The organism is Flavobacterium sp. W21_SRS_FM6, assembly GCF_052119645.1.
Lineage (GTDB): Bacteria > Pseudomonadota > Gammaproteobacteria > Enterobacterales > Alteromonadaceae > Paraglaciecola.
Genome location: NZ_JBGQOM010000002.1, coordinates 372,972 through 390,710, shown reverse-complemented (window position 1 = coordinate 390,710; position 17,739 = coordinate 372,972). Strand labels below are relative to the sequence as shown.

The window sequence follows — 17,739 nt, the reverse complement described above, 5'->3', positions numbered from 1 at the left end:
ACATCAAGGTTGATTCGTTCGGCTGTAAACTACGCCGGTTACCGGGACCTCCTACATATGGTTATTTCATCATCCTGTAGGAGCTGGTTTAGGGGCTTGAAATTGGCTTAGTGCTTTGACTAAGCCAATTGCTGTTGCGTATTTTAGGGTTTAAAACCGAATAGGCGTTTTTCTATAATTTCTTCTACAACGGGTTCTGGTAGTGATTTTTCCCATTCTCCGCGTCCATTTTTCAGCTGTTTTAAGACTTCACGTGAGTAAATTTTAAACAAACTGGCGTCGCTACTTTCGATGCCGGCTAAAAAGCCATTTTCAAGTAAGTGACGGTATAAAAAGCGCAAATGTTCTTGTACTTTTACCGCAGTAAAGTCACTCATTTCACCTTCGGCGGTGAGCTCAGGATAGATGAATAAACGGGTGTTATCGGGGAACAGCTTACCAAAACCTTCTAATATGCCGCCTTCTACACCGCGATAGGTATCTTCATCAAAAATTTGTTTGATATTGACCATTCCCACCACAATACCAATTTGCATTTTGGTGTATTGGCGGAAATAGGCGCGTAACGAGAAATAACGGGTGTAATCCGAAATCATCACGTTGTAACCAAGTAGGTTAAGCAACTGCACTCGTTGGATAATATCTTCTTCGGGCACTTTAGCATCATGGCCTTTGGCGTCATTTAATGAGATTTCGGCAATGGCGATGGTGTTTTTGTCATTGACGTCAGGCAAGGTAAAAAAAGACTTTTTGCCTTGCTCAATCATGTCAACGTTTAGTTTGGTGACTGGCCTGAACGAACCACGGATCGTCAATACATTCTTTTTGTACAGCATCTCAGCAGGAACAGCTACTGAGCCATCTGGACGAAACATGATGGCACGGGTTTTCCAACTTCTGATCAAGTGCAAGTTGATGGCGCGGTTGTCTAAGTCTTCAAAATAAGGGCCTAAAAATTCGATTGAATCTATTTCAATGCGGCCCGCCTTGATGTTGTCGGTGAGCGAATCAATGATCTTTTTAGGATCTTCAAAATAATAGTAAGCAGCGTATATTAGGTTTACGCCTAATACGCCCAAAGCTTGCTGCTGAGCTTCTGCATTGTCATCAAGCATACGTGCGTGAATCTTAATATTGGAAGGTTCAGCACCTGGATACATTTGAATACGAATGCCGCACCACGCGTGGCATTCATTTTGACGATTAAAACTTTTTGCAGCTACGGTTGCAGCGTAGGCAAAGTAACGAGATGATTTAGAACGAATATCTCCGACACGCTCTAATACTAAATCAAATTCTTGATGCATCATGGCTTTTACGCGGGCTTTACTCACGTAACGGCCGTCTTCTTGTACACCATAAATTGCGTCAGAAAATTTCATGTCATAGGCTGACATGGTTTTGGCGATGGTGCCTGCGGCGGCGCCTGCAATAAAGAATTGTCTGGCCACTTCTTGCCCCGCGCCTATTTCAACGATGGTCCCGTACTTTTTTTCATCTAAATTTAATCGTAGGGCTTTTTGCGACGTGGTACGTGCGCTGACGTTTTTATCTTTGTCCATGTTGACTCCTAGTGCGAAAGTAGTGGCGTTACATGGCTATTGTAGCCTTAATTGGCACCATCAATAAATCTAATTTTTGTCGATAAAGCAGACTAATTCATTGAATATGAAAGGTAAAAGTCAAAATAGCAATGAGACTTGAACAAGGAATGCTGAGCAAAAGTAAAAAACGATGGATAGTGCCATTGTAGGCACCGCCCATGATAAGTTTGCGGGACTCAGAATGCGCTGTTCGGCCTGCGATGCACAGCATGCGATGCGCAGCATGCGATGCACGTTGTCATTTAGCCTAGACATGTCAATTTTCGGCCGTGAACGACCTGCTACAACAGGTTGATTTGGCGCTATCTCCAGTAACAACATGCAATGATGTTTTGTTCGGCCGTAAACGACCTCCTACAGGTGGTTTATTTGTCTTTTTTAGGAGCTGCCCGGTGACCGGCGCAGTATAGCTGCGATCTTTTCATGCTGATTTAACTACCACGGATTTTGATCAAATCAAGGTTGTTTCGTTCGGCCGTGAACTACGCCGGTTACCGGGACCACCTACAGGTGGTCGATTTAACTATTGGATGGGCTGCTGCATAACGGGACGTTCACAAGGAGCTTGACGTTCAACTGCCTTGCTTGCCGCTATTCTTCAACAATGCGCTAATTTTGCACTGGGTTTGATGCCGAGAATAAGCCCTGTTTTATCAAACATCATTTCTACCTTGTCGCCGGTACTAAACGTCCCTTCAATTTGATGTATGTTACGCAGGGCGTTGATTAACTCTTGCGATACTTTAACCACTTGTTGATCGCAGGTTTGCAATTGCCAACCATCGTCCATCTGTTGTAACACGGCTTGTTTTTTGTGATGAAAGGCCAGTACTTGCTGCTGAGTTAGGTAGTTATTGTAATGTTTGGCATAGCGTTCTGATATCGCATCTGATTGTTTACGGGGCGCTAATGAATGCAGTTCAATGGTGGTGTATTGCTCAGCCGCTAATTGTGGCTCTAAATTTTGCCACGAATATTGGTGCCAAAACACTAAACCAAAGAGCAGTAAGGTACTTGCGGCTAATGCTACTTGAGTCAGGCGCCGCCATACTTTTTCATGGTTTATGCTTGATTGATGTTGAGCCAAAACGTGTCTTTTTACGCCAGCCGGTGCCGGATTTTGGGTTTTGCGTTGCTGGTATAAACGCTTGAGTTCGTCGTCTGAGTAGTTATCGGAATTAGACATGCTCATCCTCGATGATGTGATGTAATTGTTTACGTAAGCCATCTTTGGCATAACGAAGACGGCTTTTAACTGCTTCGATATTACTGTGGGTAATGACTGCAATATCTTCTAGGCTAAAGTCTTCTTGTTGCAAGCAAAAGGCCTCACGCTGGGCAAAAGGCAAATTAACTAATGCGCGGTTAAAGCGCGAGAGCAGGGCCGCATCGTGTGCTTCGTCTGCTTGCTCTGCAACTACGTTTGCCAAGTCTGCAGTGGTATTTTTTTGTCGGCGTATTTCATCTATTAACTGGTTTCTGGCTAGGGTAAATATCCATGCTTTAAACGAGCCTGAATCTTTGTATAAGTGTTTTTTTTCAATGACCTTTAACCATGTGGATTGGGAAATATCTTTGGCCAATGTGGGGTCTGATAAACTTAAGATAAAATGATAGAGGTCGTTGCCACATGCATCATAGAGTGTGCTTAGCGCGTGGCTGTCGCCAGAGCTGGCGTAACGCAGCATGAGCGCTTCGTTACTCCAGCTTGCGTCACTCGACAAACGGGTGAACCACGTTTTTAATGACAAGCCAATACTCATAGGCACTCCTTGGTAATGATTGCTTTGCCTGCTTGTATCATGCGTTTACTTAGCGAGTTTGAAATCAAGTACCACCATCATGCCATCTTGAGCTTGTGGTGCGCCAGCAACAATTTGTGGTTTATATTTCCATTTACTTAAGGCTTGTTTTGCCGCACGGTCAAATACCCGATTTGGCTCGGATTCGACCACCTGAATATTGGCTACTTGGCCAAGTGTATCAATCGAGAACAATAGTTTTACCCAACCTTCAATGCCTTCACGGGCTGCTTCTGGTGGATATTTGGGCTCCATTCTTACTATAGGGCGTGCATCACCCTCACCAGTCGACATTTGCGTTGATATCCCCAAACCAATACGCCCAATATTGATATCTGGCACAAATTTAGCCACAAGGCCTTTATTATCTGGCGTTTCTTCCAGTATCCGCGTTTCAGGTTTTGGGATGGGATTCGTCTTTGGCATCTTTTTTAGCGTGGGGCGCTCATTGATTGGTATGTCTTCAATGGTTTGCAAAAAGGTCAAAACAGGTGGTGGGCTCGGTTCAACAATAGGCATGTCATTGTTATTGATAAGCTTTTGCATCATCACAAAAAGGCCAAAGGTTATCGTTGAAGCAATGACAACAGAGCCTACACGTTTAGGGATCGAAATAGCGGTTTGCGGCAGTACAAGATTTGTATTCATGGTTTCTCCAGTGTTGAGCAGATAGGTGCTTTGTTGGAGTAACGCTACAGAAATAGAAAAGGGGTTAAATAAAATCAAAAAAGTATTGTGTTCGGTTGTTTTAACCGACACGGATATTGATAACATCAAGGTTGTTTCGTTCGGCCGTGAACGACCTCCTACAGGGGCGATTTGTCTTTTGTAGGAGAAGCCGGTGACCGGCGCAGTCTAGCTGCGAACATCTTCAGTTACTTGAACTACCACGGATATTGATAACATCAAGGTTGTTTTGTTCGGCCGTAAACGACCTCCTACCATTTCGGCCGTAATCACATCCGTTATGGATAACGCGGTTACCGCAACCTTCTACAAATAGATGATCTCTTTACGTGTTGGGACCATCTTAGCTAATAATTTGTTTTGCACTGGGTGGGGGACCTTGGCTTTGTTCATGGCTTGAATAAACAAATCAACGCCAAGGTTAAAGTCGGCTTCGGTGATATTCATCCCCGCGTGTACTTGCTCCATGGTATCGCCGGTGTACTCGCAAGGGCCCTTCGCTAATACGCACAGGTGTTCGTTCAGTTTTTCTCGAAATCGTGCAATGTCTGATTCAGCAAAATAACGAAACAGGGTCTCGTTAAATTCTATTTCATGAATAAAATTATCTACCACAGAGGCAATGGCTTGTTTACCACCTAGTTCGTCATACAAGGTGGTTTTGCCGGTATTTGTACAGCCACTAAGCGCACTTAATAAAAGTAAAAGACTGAATATTATTTTCATTTGTTTACCACAACTGTCCGTTTAACGAGAGGTACAAGCCATCTTGACCTGGCGCGCCAGCAATCGAGCCTAATTTAGCCCACGCTAGTGTGAGGTTGATATGTTTTGAAGGAATGTAGCTGACAAAATAATCGGTCCAATCATCTTCGCCTAAACCCAGATTATCGGGCTTTTGCCGATACTCAAGTCCTAGAGCGATATGACGAGAAAATAATATGCCGGCCGATGCTTCTAACATCAGCTCGTAGTCGTTATTTTGTGGACCGCCAAAGCCTAATATGCCCATTTGATTGGCTTTGGTCGCACGAGCCGTCAGATTCCAAACGGCGTTAAATCCTGCGATGGCACCCAAGTGGACTTTAGTGGCGGCGATATAAAAATCTGTGCCAGACGTGCTATTTTGTGCACCCACCGAGCTGGCTACCGCCGAGTCTTCAAGATGTTTGTACTGCATGCCCACACTGACTTGTGGCCATTCAGAGTAAACGACGTCGCCATATAGCTTGTATTTAAGGCCAACAATGTTCTGTTTAATATCGACGCCTGCGCCTTTTATTTCAAAGTGCTGCTGGGCAATGCTGACTTCTACTTTGTCATACAACGAAATCGAAGCGCTTAACATACTCAGCCTAAAATCATCCACATCTACCCGGGATAGCGTAGCGCCGACTGATATTTGCTCGCGGCTATCATAACCTGCAAGGGTTGCCCAAGGCACAATGCCGCCACCACCACTGCCTTCAATTTGCGTTAAACCAGCGGTGCCGATCAGTTTACCGTCGGCCGCTGCACTTGGCATGGCTACACTGCCTACTACAGCTATCCAGGCTATAGCGAAACCGGCGACTTTTATTGCGCGTGTATTCATAGGCTCTCCAACCAATTTTGATCGATGTGGGTGTGGTACCAATCTATTAGCGCACTGACCGCAATGGGTTTACAAATATGATAACCCTGAGCGTATTCACAGCCCCACTCTTGCAATAACGTTAAGGTTGCTTGGTTTTCAACACCCTCTGCAACCACATCCATACCGAAGCTTTTGGCTAACTTCAGTACGGTCTGCACAATATGTTGATCGCCCACTTGGGTGTTTAATTTAAGAACAAAACTCTTGTCTACTTTTAGGGTATCAACTGGTAGGTTTTTCAAGTATGCCATGGAAGAATACCCCGTTCCAAAATCATCAATTGCCACCACAAAGCCATATTCTCTGAAAGCCGAAAGATGCTTGATGGCTTTGGCCGGATCTTTGACCACGTCGCTTTCGGTGATTTCAAAGGATAGGGCACTTCTGGGCAAATTATGTTGGTCGAGTAACTGCACTACAAAGGGTAATAAGTCTTCATTCATTACATCGTGGGCCGATAAGTTAATGGCGATACACAGCTCAATGCCGGCGGCTTTAATCACTAAGGCATCGCTGACGGCGCGCTTGATCACCCACTCGGTTATTTTATCGATAAAACCCGCTTGTTCAGCAATAGTAATAAAATCTTCTGGTGATACAAAGCCTAAAGTCGCGCTGTTCCAGCGGATCAAGGCTTCAACACTTCTAATCTTATTAGCGCCAATATTGAGTTTGGGCTGATAGGCTAGGCTTAATTCTTGTTGTTCAGTGGCGAGGACTTTTTTCAGTTCAACAATGATGGATAAACGTCTTAGATAACGCTGCTCAATGGCGGGATCAAACTTTAACAGTAGCTGACGGGTTATCTGGGCCTCATCTAACACGATATTCATCCGTCTAAACAGCAATTGTGCACTATCAGCTTGCATGGGACATTCGATTACGCCAATGGCGATTTTTAAATTGATCACCACCCCAGCGTCGTCAATAGGTTGCTCAAGTTGCGTTTTAAGACGGGCTAAGTGCTCAAAAGATTGTGCTGAATCAGGTACCCACAGTAATTCACCACCGGTTAAACGCGCCGTTAGCCCTCCTAATTCTGCCACCCGACTGGCTAAGATTCTTAAGCAGGTGTCGCCGCTTTGGTAACCAAAAATATCGTTGATGCCGCGAAAGCCAAAGATGTTGATGCCAATAGCTTGAAAGTTTTCATTGAGTTGTAGCTTGTCATCGAGCAGCTTTTCGATGTGGTAGCGGTTGTTCACTCGAGTCAATATGTCATGATTGGCTTGGAAAATGATTTTTGATTCTCTGGCTTGGATGTTGTCTTGCATGGCTGAAAATGCGGATGACAGCGCCTGCACTTCAGCGAGTTCATGTTGCTCGTGATTAAAACTTTTTTGATAGTCACCGTTGGAAATGCGCTGCGCAATTCGGGCTAACTTACCTAAGGGTTTAGACAAGCGCCGAGAAAACATTGCGCCAAATATCAGCGTAATAAGCATCGATACAAACGCCACGACAGAGATAGTGGTTTGTAATTGGTTAAACTCAGAAAAAACGTGTTCGATGTTTTCAGACAGCACTACCCATACTGCTTGTTCGTTTATTTCTGAAATAACAAAAGACTTGGATATGTAATCTTGTTTTTGCAATAACACGGTGTCAAACCAGCTAAAATCTTGGTTTTGTTGGTCAAATACCTCAAAGGCTTGCATGGGCTTGAGAGTTGATTCTGAAAAAATTAGCAGCGCATTTTGTCTTACCTGCAAACTGATTTCTAATTGGGTAATGTTTTTAAGCTGCGCCAAAAGCTCGCTTTCAAGCTCAAAGCCGACTAAGGCCAAGGCAATGGGCCTTGGGGCATCAACAGTGAGAATAATGACTTGATAAAGTTTGTCGTCAAGTAACATTAAGGTGGTGCCGCCACCTTCTTGTACTGTGCTTTTGATAAAGTCTGGATAAGCAAAGGGGGTGTTTTTTTCTAAAGCATCATTGGTGCTGGAAATTAACTGGCCGTCGAGCGAAATCAAGGCCATTAAATCCGCTTCGATGCGGTCACCATGATTTTGCAATACGCTTTGTATGGTGGCCTCATCCCGTGTTGCTACCGCGCTTCTAAAAGGAAAATCCAGGGTCAGGGCGTTGGCGCTTATATACAATTGCTGTTCACGACTGGCCAATACTTGTGTTAGTACATTTTGCGCTACATTGAGATTTCGATTGAGCTGTTTTTGAGCATGGCTTGACGTAGTGGCCCACATACTGACTAACACGCCCACAGTGGTAAATAACACTGTGCCAACCACTAGCCTAAAGATGCTCTTGTTGAGCGTAATCACTGCCATTAATTAAATTTTTTCTTAAATTTAGATGTGCTCTTTGACTCGGTTTCACTGGGCATTGGTGCATGCAATAAGGTTAACGAAATAGTCAATACATCGCTGTTAGGTAAGGGGTTAAGCGCGGTGAGATTAATGGTTTCACGTTGGCTATTTTGTGCTGACAAGTTGGCCTGCCACAGGGTAATTTCAGTGGTGTTTTCAGGAAGTTCGACGATACCCTGTTCATTACTCAAATAGCTAGTTTCGTTTTGTGCCACGTAAATATAGCCCAGCATTTTGTCGTGTATATTGCAGCCAAGCACAACGATACCCGGTCGCTCAAATGTCACGGGCTCGGTGACGGCCCCTTTAAACAATTTAATTTCAAAGGGTTTTGGCGCGGAAAAGCTGTAAACATGATGACGAATATCGTCACTATTTGGAAAGCTGACTTGTTGACCTTGCTGAATAACCAAGACCTGTGGCACAAATTGTTTGTTCATTTGATCCATGACGGCAATATCAGTGGGGACTATATGGGGCTTTTGTTCTTGCGCAATAGCGACAACAGCGTTGGTGACTGGCTGGCCATATTGGTCAATTAGCTTGATGGTTTGCGCTAAGGCCAAGGCAGGGCAAGCAAGGCACATTGCGGCGAGTAGCTGAATTGTGACAACGCGGCCCACTAGCTGATTGACCAGTGTGAATATGACTGCCATGTTTTGCCGTAATCCAAGGATAATTTTCATACTTTTTTCGTTATTTTTCTCCATCACTCATCCATCCTACATGATAGGATCACACTTATACAATGCTGCAAGTGCAATCCCTAGGCATAAAAGACGTGTTTTGGTTTATGCAAGAGAGATGTGATCAAAAGTAAGCCTTAGTATGTGTCAAATCAAACCTACCGAAGGTTAATTTTTGTGAATATAGAAAAGAATAAAGGGTCCTAGCGTGGAACTAGTGTTAAATATTGTCAGTAGTCAGTTTTTTCTGACCCTCATCATCCCTTCGATTGCCTTGACCATTAAGTTTCTATTGGTGAGTTGGTGCCGGCGCCGGGCAAAAAGTAAAGGCGATGATAAAAGGGACCTAATTAATAATATTAAAAATTTTATTAATTTTACGCTGATTATTTCTTTGTTAGCCCTGTGGGCGCCTGAGTTGCAAAAATTTGCGCTGTCAATAGCGGCGTTTGCTGTCGCTATTGTGTTAGCCACTCGAGAATTTATTCAGTGTATTATTGGTTTTTTCTATTTATTGTCTACACGTCCTTTTCGCATTGGCGATTGGATTGAAGTTGAAAACCAAATAGGAGAGGTGTCTGCCACCGATTGGATAAAAACCACCTTGATAGAAGTGGAGCCTCGTACTTACCAATACACCGGTAAAACCTTGTTTATTCCTAATAACAAGTTGATTGCCAGCCCCATCAAAAACTTTAATTTTTTAAAGCGTTATGCCTCCCATAAATTTTCGATTATTCGAGACCAGAGTGTTAACCCCTATGTATTTATGGCGCAGCTGCAGGCTAAAGCGCAAGAGTATTGTGCTGATTTTTATGAGGTTGCAACACGCTATAACCAAATGATTGAACGTCGACTCGATGTGAAAATCACCGGCCCTGAGCCCGAAATTACCGTATCAACCACATCAGTGGGCGACACCGTGGTGTCGTTTACCTTATTTTGTCCTACTCAACGTGCGGCCGAATTAGAACAAGCCCTGACTGGCGATTTTATGAACCTTTGGTTTGCGCAGATCAAACCTGATTAGTGCTTATTTTTAACTAACAAGCGGTAACTTAAGGCGAGGGTAAAACAAATGGCTATCGGCGCGCTAAAGGCGATAAATCCATAGTGGTTAAATAGCATAGCGCCAGCGGCGCCACCGCTGATAAACCCTAAAATAATCAACATAAATAATATCATCTTACGATTATCAATGGTCTCGCCGCGCACCCTTGCCCCCAGCATAATGCCAAGATCGGTAAAAATGCCGGTAACGTGAGTTGTGCGTACAATTGCACCGCTGTAACGTGTCGCGAGTGCATTTTGAATGCCACAGGCACACGATGCTAAATAGTGGCCAATGAGCGAATTGTTTTGCATTAAAAACATCGCTGCTAATAACAGTAGCCCTTCAATAACCAGTAACGAGTCATAGTGGCGCCCCGCATTGATTGAACGGCCGGACAAAAATAGACCCGATATAGCCGCGCCCGCAAGAAAGCTCAACAAAATAACCAGTAAATGGAATAGCGCAGGGTGTTGATTGAAAATGGCACTGCCTACTAAGGTTGCCGTGCCGGATAAATGAGAAATAGATTGGTGCTCAACACCCAATAAGCCAATGACGTTGATGCAGCCGGCACTAAACGCCAAGATAAACGCCCCGTATTCAATCCATCTTGGTAGTTTTGTACTCACAATCGCTAGTATTCCAGCTCTAAGCCTTGTGGAGATAGGGTGACTGATGTGGGTTCGTTGCTGAGCGTATTGACATCAAGGTGCTCAAAGTTAAGTAAGATAATCGGCGGTAGAGAAGGGCCAATCGATTGTTTGACGACCTTGATGGCTTCGGTCGAATCACTCATATTATCCTGTACCACATAAAACTCATCTAGGATGGGGCGGTCAAATCTCAGTGAATTAGTGGCTTGCTGAAAACTGGTTGTGCCTTTTATGAGTCCATCTGCCTCGAGTGTTTGCCCTTGGTAGCTGACTTTCACCTTAAGTTTAATGTCAATCTCGTTGTCCAAATATTTTAGAATGACCTTAGGATTATAAAAGGTTGCTTCAACCTCTTCATATTGCCGGACAAGTGGAAAACGTTGCTGAACTTGTTGATTTATTTGTGCTGCTGAAATAGTGAATTGTTCAGCGTACAGCGCGCTCGAATAGCACCCTAAATAAACCAATAAACCGCTCATTATCCTCTTCATGTTTACTTCCTTTATCAATAAATTGCAGACCAAAATACGCAATTGAACGACAAAAGTCTTTCATTTGCATGACTCTACTAGCAACATACTACCCCTTTATTATGGTGCACACACCGATTTGCATCATTTCGCTGATACTTTTCTTAGCCAATGATGCTTAAAGTAGGATAATTCATGCTCAAGCAAAATAATGAAACCGCCAGTGTTGCTGGCCCCGATGGTTTACTGTGGTGTTTTATCATTGATGCAGCGCATAGCCGGCGCTGCACGTTTGCTGATATTCACGCTTATCAGGGCCACGGCTTTACTTGGGTTCATATGCAAAGTGATGAGATCAACTCAGCCCAGACGTTGAGCCAACTTGGGTTAAATAAACCACAAATTGACGCGTTGTGCGCCCTCGACACGCGGCCAAAGGCGCAGCAATTTGACGATGGCATGCTAGTGTATTTGCGCGGCATTAATCGCAACCCTGAGGCTGACCCAGAAGACATGGTGTCTTTGCGTATGTGGGTAAAAGACAAACAAATTATTTCTTTACGACGCAAAGATCGTCGCTTGCTGTCTATCTTAGATGTGCGAGAAAGTATCGAACAAGGCATGAGCCTAAGTTCACCGCACGAACTGATGGTTAATATTGTACGCCGTATCACTGATCGCATTAGTGATACGGTGGATGAATTAGACGACGAACTCACTCAGTTTGAAGCTTTGGATGTGCCGCAAAACGAATCTCGCTTACGTTTAACCTGTGCTAGGCGTCAGGCGGCAGCTATTCGGCGTTATCTTGCTCCGCAGCGCGATGCCTTAGATGCCATTACACGAATTTCGAAAAATTTAAACGATGAGCAAATCCATCAACTGCGTTTTGAATATGATCGCATGACCCGTTATGTAGAAGATTTAGATTTAGCCAAAGAACGCGCCATGGTGCTGCAAGACGAACTTCGCAACCGGATTGCTGAGCAACAAGGCATGCGGATGTACGTGCTCTCGTTAGTGACGGCTATCTTTTTACCCCTGTCTTTTTTAACCGGTATTTTTGGTATGAACGTCGCAGGCTTGCCCGGCACCGAAAACCCTCAAGCGTTTACGTGGTTAGGTTTTAGTATGGTGGGCATAGCTGTAGGAATATTTGCATACATGCTGTGGAAAAAATGGATGTAAAAAGCCAGAGAGCCTAACCTTTTTGTAGGGCCGACGTTGTAGGAGGTCGTTTACGGCCGAATAAAACCACCTTGCTGTTATCAATATCCCTGTCGGTTAAATCAACAGAACATATGCGCTTCGCGGCAACCTTTGCTGTTCACACTGTACCTTTGGCGCATTCTCTATCAAGGTAATCGCTGTTGATATTAAATTGGCGTTTTAATGTGGTAAATTTTACTGCCGACACTGCTTGGCCTGTAACTTTATCTTGGAGCCATATATAACTCTTACGATCTTTGTCTCGGCGCTGAATCGTCACTGTTTGGCCAGCCGTTAACGTCGCATTCAGCATTAAATAACTGCCTTTTTTGATGTTACCTCCCCACTCGGTGCGATCGCGAAGGGCAGGGAGCATATAGGCATAATCTACGACTCTAATAAAAATCTCATGCTCTGCAGGCGGCACATTTCGGTCGATTTCGATGTAAGGAGCAAGATGGCGTTTAAAACACATGAGTTGGGCGACTGAGGTGCCTTTATCACTGTCTGCTTTAAAATTAACAATGGTGGCTGAACTCGCTTGCTCTTGCGCGCGGTCAGAGAATCCCGCACAACCTGACAGGGTAAAAAGAACTAGCAGTTGGATTAAGACGTTTCTGCTTGTCATAAGACCATCCTTGTAAACGTGATTTATATTGTGGCTTTACGCAACTTACAGCATAGGCATTGTGAATAGCAAATTGATAAACCTAAAGTAACTTACGGGTAAAGACAAACTTGGTTTCGTGTAACTCACCATTTTCTTCCATGACCACAAAAACATGTAATTCGTTGGGGCTGACCAATCGATAGGTGTAACCGTCAAAATACGCGCTATTATCGGCCAATTTAACTAATTTAAATTCCATGTACTGGTCTTTGTCTTCCCAACCTTTTAGCTCGGCTGAAAAATGTTTTAGGCGTAAGACGAGGGTCTCGTCTTGTTCAAACAAAGTGATTATTTCATAAAAGTTCACTTCGTTATCCGCTGCAAATTTAAAACTTGCCATCATGCTACCTGCTGAAGGGCCTGACCACAGCTCTTCTGCTTGGCCTCCCCAAATTTGACCTTTCCAGTATCCTTCTAACCACTTCACATCGCTTATTTTGGCCCGAGGAGAGCCCTGTTCCGCTTGGAATGTTAGGGTGTTCTTCATGTCTGCATTTGCCCATATTGGGAAGCAAAAACACAGGTTAATAAGGGTGAAACTAGTTAGAAATATACGTTTCATTGGCATAACCCTATTCATTTGATTTTCGTGTTGGTTGGCCGCGAACCCTATCCTAATTGATTCAGCGTAATTTCAAAACTTGATTACTAAAAATAAAACTAGCATTGTTGTTCTGATGTGTATTCAATCTTTTGTTTAACAAAACAGTAACAATTTTCAGGTGGTAAAAATAGTATGGATACCAGTGTCATTTTGACTGAATCAAGTTATTTACTACTGGTTGCACTGGGTGCCGTAGCGGCCTTGTTGTGGCTTATTGTCTTTGTAAAAGTACATGCATTTGTGGCACTTTGTGTCGTTAGTTTAGTGACCGCTGCAGCCTCGGGTATTGCCTTAGATGCGATTGTGCCCACTTTACTGTCGAGTTTTGGTGGCACCCTTGCTTCAGTGGCACTGTTGGTGGGACTTGGCGCGATGATTGGTAAATTGCTTGAAGTGTCAGGCGGTGCGCAAGTACTAGCAGAAAGATTAGTCAGTTTATTTGGCCCATCGAAAGCGCCATTGGCCTTAGGTGTTGCGTCTTTGTGTTTTGGTTTTCCGATCTTTTTTGACGCGGGGCTAATTGTGATGATGCCGATTATTTTTAGTGTTGCGCGGCGCTTTGGCGGCTCTTTGTTACTTTATGCTCTCCCTGCGGCTGGCGCATTTGCAGTGATGCATGCTTTTGTGCCGCCTCATCCAGGTCCTGTTGCTGCCGCTGATTTTTTAGGGGCTGACATCGGCTTGTTATTGATGGTTGGGCTACTTATTGCTATTCCCACTTGGTATGTTGGGGCCTATCTTTTTGCCCTCTATGCGGGTAAAAAATTCTTGGTTGAACTTGATAATCGTTTGTTTGCGCCAAGTGTGCATGAGAGCGCTCACCCCTTGCCAGCATTTTCCAGCGTGATTATGATCTTGCTGTTACCCGTGTTACTTATATTTTTGGACACAGGCTTGAACACCTTGTTATCAGCTGGTCTTATCGAATCAAACTCTCGTTGGATTGATTTTTTACGTCTTATTGGTAAAACCCCTGTGGCCTTGCTGATCACCTTGATGTTGTGCTTATGGTTATTTCATAAACGCTTTGGTATGAAACAAATGGAATCTTGGTGCGGTGAATCCTTAGCGCCTATTTGCGGCATTATTTTAGTCACGGGTGCGGGAGGCATGTTTGGTGGTGTACTGCGGGCCAGTGGCATTGGCGAGGCATTAACCACCTTGTTAAGTGGTATCGGCTTGCCGGTAATTGTTGCAGCTTTTGTTATTTCAGCTTGTTTGCGGGTGGCTCAGGGGTCAGCAACGGTTGCATTAACCACCGCGGCGGCACTTATTTCACCGATGGTGGCGGCCAGCACGGGTTTATCATCCTTAGATCTTTGTTTTATCGTGATTGCCATTGCGGGTGGCGCAACGGTGTTATCGCATTTTAATGATTCAGGGTTCTGGTTGGTTAGCCGTTTATTTAACATGGATGAAAGCACCACGCTAAAAACATGGACGGTGATGGAAACACTCTTGGGTACCATTGCCTTTATTTTAGCGTGGGTGTTAAGTCTGATCTTTTAAGTGGCTAATAAAAACCCGCTACAAGAGCGGGTTGAGTAAAGAAAACTAGGCTTTGGCCAGCGCGGCTTTCACATCATTAGGTGTCATCGGTAGAGAGCGTAAGCGCACTCCCACGGCATTAAATATGGCATTTGCGATAGCGGGAGCCACTGGTGTTGTGGCTGGCTCACCCAAACCTGCTGGTGCCGCTGTGCTGGGGATAAACTCGACTTTAACCTCAGGTGTTTGACTCAGGCGTAGTGGCGTATAGGTATCAAAGTTGGCGTCTTTGATTTTACCGTTTACAAACTCAGTTCCTTCGTACAATGCCATAGATAAGCCCCACAAGGCCGCACCTTGACACTGTGCTTCGGCACCGTCTGGATCCACGATGATGCCAGCGTCAACCGCAACATGCAGTTTTTGCACAGTCACCAAGCCATTGCTTTTATTGACATGCACTTGAACAGCAACCGCCACCCACGTTGGCATGTCGCGTTCTTGGCCAAAAGTAGAGGCAATACCTAAACCGGTATCGGGCGCTTGGGCTTGACCCCAACCAATCATTGCTGCGGCTTTTTTCAAGACGGCCGCTTGGCGCGCTGCTCCACCGATTGATATAGGCTCAACGCCTGCATTGCGCCCTTCAGCAATAAGATGATCTAGGCGAAAAGTCAGAGGATCAGCGCCCACATGATGAGCGGCTTCGTCCATAAAGCTTTCCACAGCCCAGCCCGTCCACCCCGGGCCTACTGAGCGTAGCCAACCTGGTCTAAAGGATGAATTAGCTAGCTCGTTTGAGATAGCTCGTACTTTTTGCGCTCCCACACTGTACCAATGATCGGCCCCAGAGATTGAAAAGGGATCATATGACTCGCCATTCGTGCCTTTGGGCATAAATACCGGCACCATCACTTTAGTGGGCCAACCTGCTGCTGCATGATGCTCCATGGCGCTGACTTTTTTGTCTTGGTCAAACGCCATTTTTAGAAGCTGAACGGAGGACGAACGGGGGCTGTCAAACTGTAAGTCTTCTGGGCGCATTAATACCATTTTAACCGGTTTGCCGCCTAAGGCTTTAGATGCTAATGCAGCAGGTACGGTATAGTCGCCGTTTAATCGACGACCAAAACCACCGCCAAGTAAATAGCTGCGAATAATAATATCTTTTTCTGTGACGCCAAGCGCCGCAGCGAGCGAAGGCAAGGTCAGTGATTGCCATTGACAACCTGAATGCACTTCCCAGATCTTATCGCTATTTAAAAAGGCTAAGGCGTTTAAAGGCTCCATTTGGGCATGTAAGACAGTATGGGTCAGGTATTCTTGCTCAAGGCTTGACGCTGCTTGGGTAAAGGCTGTGTCGGTGTCGTGACTGCCCGTGTCTAAAATAGCGCCTTGTTTGGGGTCTTGAATTAATTTCCTTCCCTCGGCCATAAAATCTGCTTCTGACACAGAAGCCGCTGCACCAGCTTGCCATGTTACTTTGACTTTTTTAGCCGCCTTTTGCGCAGCATAAAAACTGGAAGCGATAACCATGACCCAACCGGGTGCGGTCTCACTCGGATCGTCAAGAGCGAGTGTTTGTTGATAGCCTTTGATTGATTTGGCTGCGCTGTCATCGATGCTAGCAACTGATGAGCCATTACGAGTCGGCGGTAAGATAGGGCAGGCGTAAACCATGCCTTCGATCTTCGCATCGATACCAAATAGGGCATTACCATTGGTTTTGTTAACGATATCTAAGGAGGTGACGTGATGTCCCACAAGGCTTAGGTCTTTATTCGCTTTTAAAGGTAAGGCTTTAAGTTCATCCTCGCTGAATTGGCGGCTTAATCCTGTGGCGACTAACTCCCCATAACTCAGTGTTTTATTCCCATAAACTATCTTGCCTTTAATGGCCTGACACTTACTCGGTGATATGTTCCATTGTTTGGCGGCGGCTTCGAGTAAGGCGGTTTTACCTGCCGCACCCGCTTGACGGTAAACTGACCAGCTTTGCGACACAGACCAACTGCCGCCTGTGACCATGAGCCCCCACTTTTCATTGCTGTCTACGTGAATGATTTCAATGTCTTGCCAATCGGCTTCCAGCTCCTCTGCCAATATACGGGCAATAGAGGTACCTACGTGCTGACCCATTTCAGCTCGAATGATGTTTACTTTAATTTTTCCGGCGCTATCGATGGAATACCATAACGAAGGCTCATACACTTGGGCGGCATCCGGTAGCACTGCACCGTTTGGTGTTGCTGGATCCATGGCGGCCCAAGTACGTGGAAAACCAAAACTCACGCCCGCGGCTGTCATACCAATTAAGAATCCACGGCGAGTCACGCCAGTTGCGCCGGTATGTGTGTTACCTAATTTACGCATTGTTATTCTCCTTCTCTGCCTGAGTGGTCGCGGCAGCGGCATCGTGTATGGCTTGACGAATGCGAACATAAGTCATGCAGCGACATAAATTTCCACTCATAACAGCATCAATTTCAGCATCAGTCGGATTTGGGATATCCTTGAGCAATGCGGCCGCCTGCATGATTTGTCCAGATTGACAGTAGCCACATTGTGGCACTTGCAGCGCTTGCCAAGCGACTTGCACTGGGTGGTCGCCATCTGCTGATAAACCTTCGATAGTGGTGATGTTTGCCCCTTCTACCGCGACGACAGGGGTGATGCATGAGCGAGTTGATCTCCCACCCACATGCACAGTGCAGGCCCCACAAGTGCCGATACCACAGCCAAATTTAGTGCCGGTAAAGCCTAATTCATCGCGAATAACCCACAATAGCGGCGTGTCGCTTTCTACGTCTGCCGTAACTGTTTTACCGTTTAGATTAAATGTTGCCATC

The 17,739-nt window shown here is 45.1% G+C and carries 17 protein-coding genes; 3 read left to right on the top strand and 14 right to left on the bottom strand.

Going from position 1 to position 17,739, the window contains the following annotated elements; translation table 11 throughout:
• Positions 1–143: 143 nt before the first annotated feature.
• The 8 genes from ACEN2L_RS04995 to ACEN2L_RS04960 form a co-directional block, all read right to left on the bottom strand.
• Positions 144–1,562 (bottom strand): TonB-dependent receptor, encoded by a 1,419-nt coding sequence (locus ACEN2L_RS04995; protein WP_441742194.1) that lies wholly within the window; start codon positions 1,560–1,562, stop codon positions 144–146.
• Between the two features lie 640 nt (positions 1,563–2,202).
• Entirely contained in the window at positions 2,203–2,790 is a 588-nt protein-coding gene (locus ACEN2L_RS04990) for a hypothetical protein (protein ID WP_441742192.1), read from the bottom strand.
• Positions 2,783–3,367: a sigma-70 family RNA polymerase sigma factor gene (locus ACEN2L_RS04985; protein WP_441742190.1), complete on the bottom strand. Its 585-nt coding sequence runs from the start codon at positions 3,365–3,367 to the stop codon at positions 2,783–2,785. Before ACEN2L_RS04985 ends, ACEN2L_RS04990 begins: the two co-directional genes overlap by 8 nt.
• A 45-nt stretch (positions 3,368–3,412) precedes the next feature.
• On the bottom strand, positions 3,413–4,054 hold the full coding sequence (locus ACEN2L_RS04980; RefSeq protein WP_441742188.1) for an energy transducer TonB: 642 nt from the start codon (positions 4,052–4,054) through the stop codon (positions 3,413–3,415).
• A 345-nt stretch (positions 4,055–4,399) separates the two neighbouring features.
• Positions 4,400–4,819: a group I truncated hemoglobin gene (locus ACEN2L_RS04975; RefSeq protein ID WP_441742186.1), complete on the bottom strand. Its 420-nt coding sequence runs from the start codon at positions 4,817–4,819 to the stop codon at positions 4,400–4,402.
• A 4-nt stretch (positions 4,820–4,823) separates the two neighbouring features.
• Positions 4,824–5,687 (bottom strand): DUF3034 family protein, encoded by an 864-nt coding sequence (locus tag ACEN2L_RS04970; protein ID WP_441742184.1) that lies wholly within the window; start codon positions 5,685–5,687, stop codon positions 4,824–4,826.
• Positions 5,684–8,017 carry an EAL domain-containing protein gene (locus tag ACEN2L_RS04965; RefSeq protein WP_441742182.1) on the bottom strand — a complete coding sequence of 778 codons (2,334 nt, stop codon included), beginning with the start codon at positions 8,015–8,017 and terminating at the stop codon, positions 5,684–5,686. The genes ACEN2L_RS04970 and ACEN2L_RS04965 overlap by 4 nt, the downstream gene beginning before the upstream one ends.
• Positions 8,017–8,742, bottom strand: coding sequence for a methylamine utilization protein (locus ACEN2L_RS04960; protein ID WP_441742180.1), 726 nt, complete (start codon positions 8,740–8,742; stop codon positions 8,017–8,019). The genes ACEN2L_RS04965 and ACEN2L_RS04960 overlap by 1 nt, the downstream gene beginning before the upstream one ends.
• A 208-nt stretch (positions 8,743–8,950) precedes the next feature.
• Here ACEN2L_RS04960 and ACEN2L_RS04955 point away from each other — a divergent pair, with 208 nt between their 5' ends.
• Positions 8,951–9,772: a mechanosensitive ion channel family protein gene (locus tag ACEN2L_RS04955; RefSeq protein WP_306024000.1), complete on the top strand. Its 822-nt coding sequence runs from the start codon at positions 8,951–8,953 to the stop codon at positions 9,770–9,772.
• Here the strand turns inward: ACEN2L_RS04955 and ACEN2L_RS04950 are convergent.
• Complete coding sequence (locus ACEN2L_RS04950) at positions 9,769–10,425, bottom strand: YoaK family protein (protein WP_306024001.1); 657 nt, start codon at positions 10,423–10,425, stop codon at positions 9,769–9,771. The genes ACEN2L_RS04955 and ACEN2L_RS04950 overlap by 4 nt on opposite strands.
• Positions 10,426–10,430: 5 nt before the next feature.
• Positions 10,431–10,940, bottom strand: coding sequence for a hypothetical protein (locus ACEN2L_RS04945; protein WP_306024002.1), 510 nt, complete (start codon positions 10,938–10,940; stop codon positions 10,431–10,433).
• 174 nt (positions 10,941–11,114) lie between these two features.
• Here ACEN2L_RS04945 and ACEN2L_RS04940 point away from each other — a divergent pair, with 174 nt between their 5' ends.
• Positions 11,115–12,107, top strand: coding sequence for a zinc transporter ZntB (locus ACEN2L_RS04940; protein ID WP_441742178.1), 993 nt, complete (start codon positions 11,115–11,117; stop codon positions 12,105–12,107).
• Between the two features lie 139 nt (positions 12,108–12,246).
• Here the strand turns inward: ACEN2L_RS04940 and ACEN2L_RS04935 are convergent, their stop codons facing one another.
• Together ACEN2L_RS04935 and ACEN2L_RS04930 are read right to left on the bottom strand one after the other, a co-directional pair.
• On the bottom strand, positions 12,247–12,756 hold the full coding sequence (locus ACEN2L_RS04935; RefSeq protein ID WP_441742176.1) for a hypothetical protein: 510 nt from the start codon (positions 12,754–12,756) through the stop codon (positions 12,247–12,249).
• A gap of 82 nt (positions 12,757–12,838) precedes the next feature.
• Positions 12,839–13,285 (bottom strand): DUF6265 family protein, encoded by a 447-nt coding sequence (locus ACEN2L_RS04930; RefSeq protein WP_441742174.1) that lies wholly within the window; start codon positions 13,283–13,285, stop codon positions 12,839–12,841.
• A gap of 249 nt (positions 13,286–13,534) precedes the next feature.
• Here ACEN2L_RS04930 and ACEN2L_RS04925 point away from each other — a divergent pair, with 249 nt between their 5' ends.
• Positions 13,535–14,911, top strand: coding sequence for a GntP family permease (locus ACEN2L_RS04925; protein WP_441742172.1), 1,377 nt, complete (start codon positions 13,535–13,537; stop codon positions 14,909–14,911).
• Between the two features lie 45 nt (positions 14,912–14,956).
• Here ACEN2L_RS04925 and ACEN2L_RS04920 read toward each other — a convergent pair whose 3' ends face one another.
• Positions 14,957–17,263, bottom strand: coding sequence for a molybdopterin cofactor-binding domain-containing protein (locus ACEN2L_RS04920; protein ID WP_441742170.1), 2,307 nt, complete (start codon positions 17,261–17,263; stop codon positions 14,957–14,959).
• Positions 17,256–17,738: a (2Fe-2S)-binding protein gene (locus ACEN2L_RS04915; RefSeq protein WP_441742169.1), complete on the bottom strand. Its 483-nt coding sequence runs from the start codon at positions 17,736–17,738 to the stop codon at positions 17,256–17,258. The genes ACEN2L_RS04920 and ACEN2L_RS04915 overlap by 8 nt, the downstream gene beginning before the upstream one ends.
• Position 17,739: the final 1 nt, after the last annotated feature.

Coding starts and splice junctions, on each gene's coding strand:
- ACEN2L_RS04995 (WP_441742194.1), bottom strand. CDS start 1,562: ATGGACAAAGATAAAAACGTCAGCGCACGTACCACGTCGCAAAAAGCC.
- ACEN2L_RS04990 (WP_441742192.1), bottom strand. CDS start 2,790: ATGTCTAATTCCGATAACTACTCAGACGACGAACTCAAGCGTTTATAC.
- ACEN2L_RS04985 (WP_441742190.1), bottom strand. CDS start 3,367: ATGAGTATTGGCTTGTCATTAAAAACGTGGTTCACCCGTTTGTCGAGT.
- ACEN2L_RS04980 (WP_441742188.1), bottom strand. CDS start 4,054: ATGAATACAAATCTTGTACTGCCGCAAACCGCTATTTCGATCCCTAAA.
- ACEN2L_RS04975 (WP_441742186.1), bottom strand. CDS start 4,819: ATGAAAATAATATTCAGTCTTTTACTTTTATTAAGTGCGCTTAGTGGC.
- ACEN2L_RS04970 (WP_441742184.1), bottom strand. CDS start 5,687: ATGAATACACGCGCAATAAAAGTCGCCGGTTTCGCTATAGCCTGGATA.
- ACEN2L_RS04965 (WP_441742182.1), bottom strand. CDS start 8,017: ATGGCAGTGATTACGCTCAACAAGAGCATCTTTAGGCTAGTGGTTGGC.
- ACEN2L_RS04960 (WP_441742180.1), bottom strand. CDS start 8,742: ATGAAAATTATCCTTGGATTACGGCAAAACATGGCAGTCATATTCACA.
- ACEN2L_RS04945 (WP_306024002.1), bottom strand. CDS start 10,940: ATGAAGAGGATAATGAGCGGTTTATTGGTTTATTTAGGGTGCTATTCG.
- ACEN2L_RS04940 (WP_441742178.1), top strand. CDS start 11,115: ATGCTCAAGCAAAATAATGAAACCGCCAGTGTTGCTGGCCCCGATGGT.
- ACEN2L_RS04935 (WP_441742176.1), bottom strand. CDS start 12,756: ATGACAAGCAGAAACGTCTTAATCCAACTGCTAGTTCTTTTTACCCTG.
- ACEN2L_RS04930 (WP_441742174.1), bottom strand. CDS start 13,285: ATGAAGAACACCCTAACATTCCAAGCGGAACAGGGCTCTCCTCGGGCC.
- ACEN2L_RS04925 (WP_441742172.1), top strand. CDS start 13,535: ATGGATACCAGTGTCATTTTGACTGAATCAAGTTATTTACTACTGGTT.
- ACEN2L_RS04920 (WP_441742170.1), bottom strand. CDS start 17,263: ATGCGTAAATTAGGTAACACACATACCGGCGCAACTGGCGTGACTCGC.
- ACEN2L_RS04915 (WP_441742169.1), bottom strand. CDS start 17,738: ATGGCAACATTTAATCTAAACGGTAAAACAGTTACGGCAGACGTAGAA.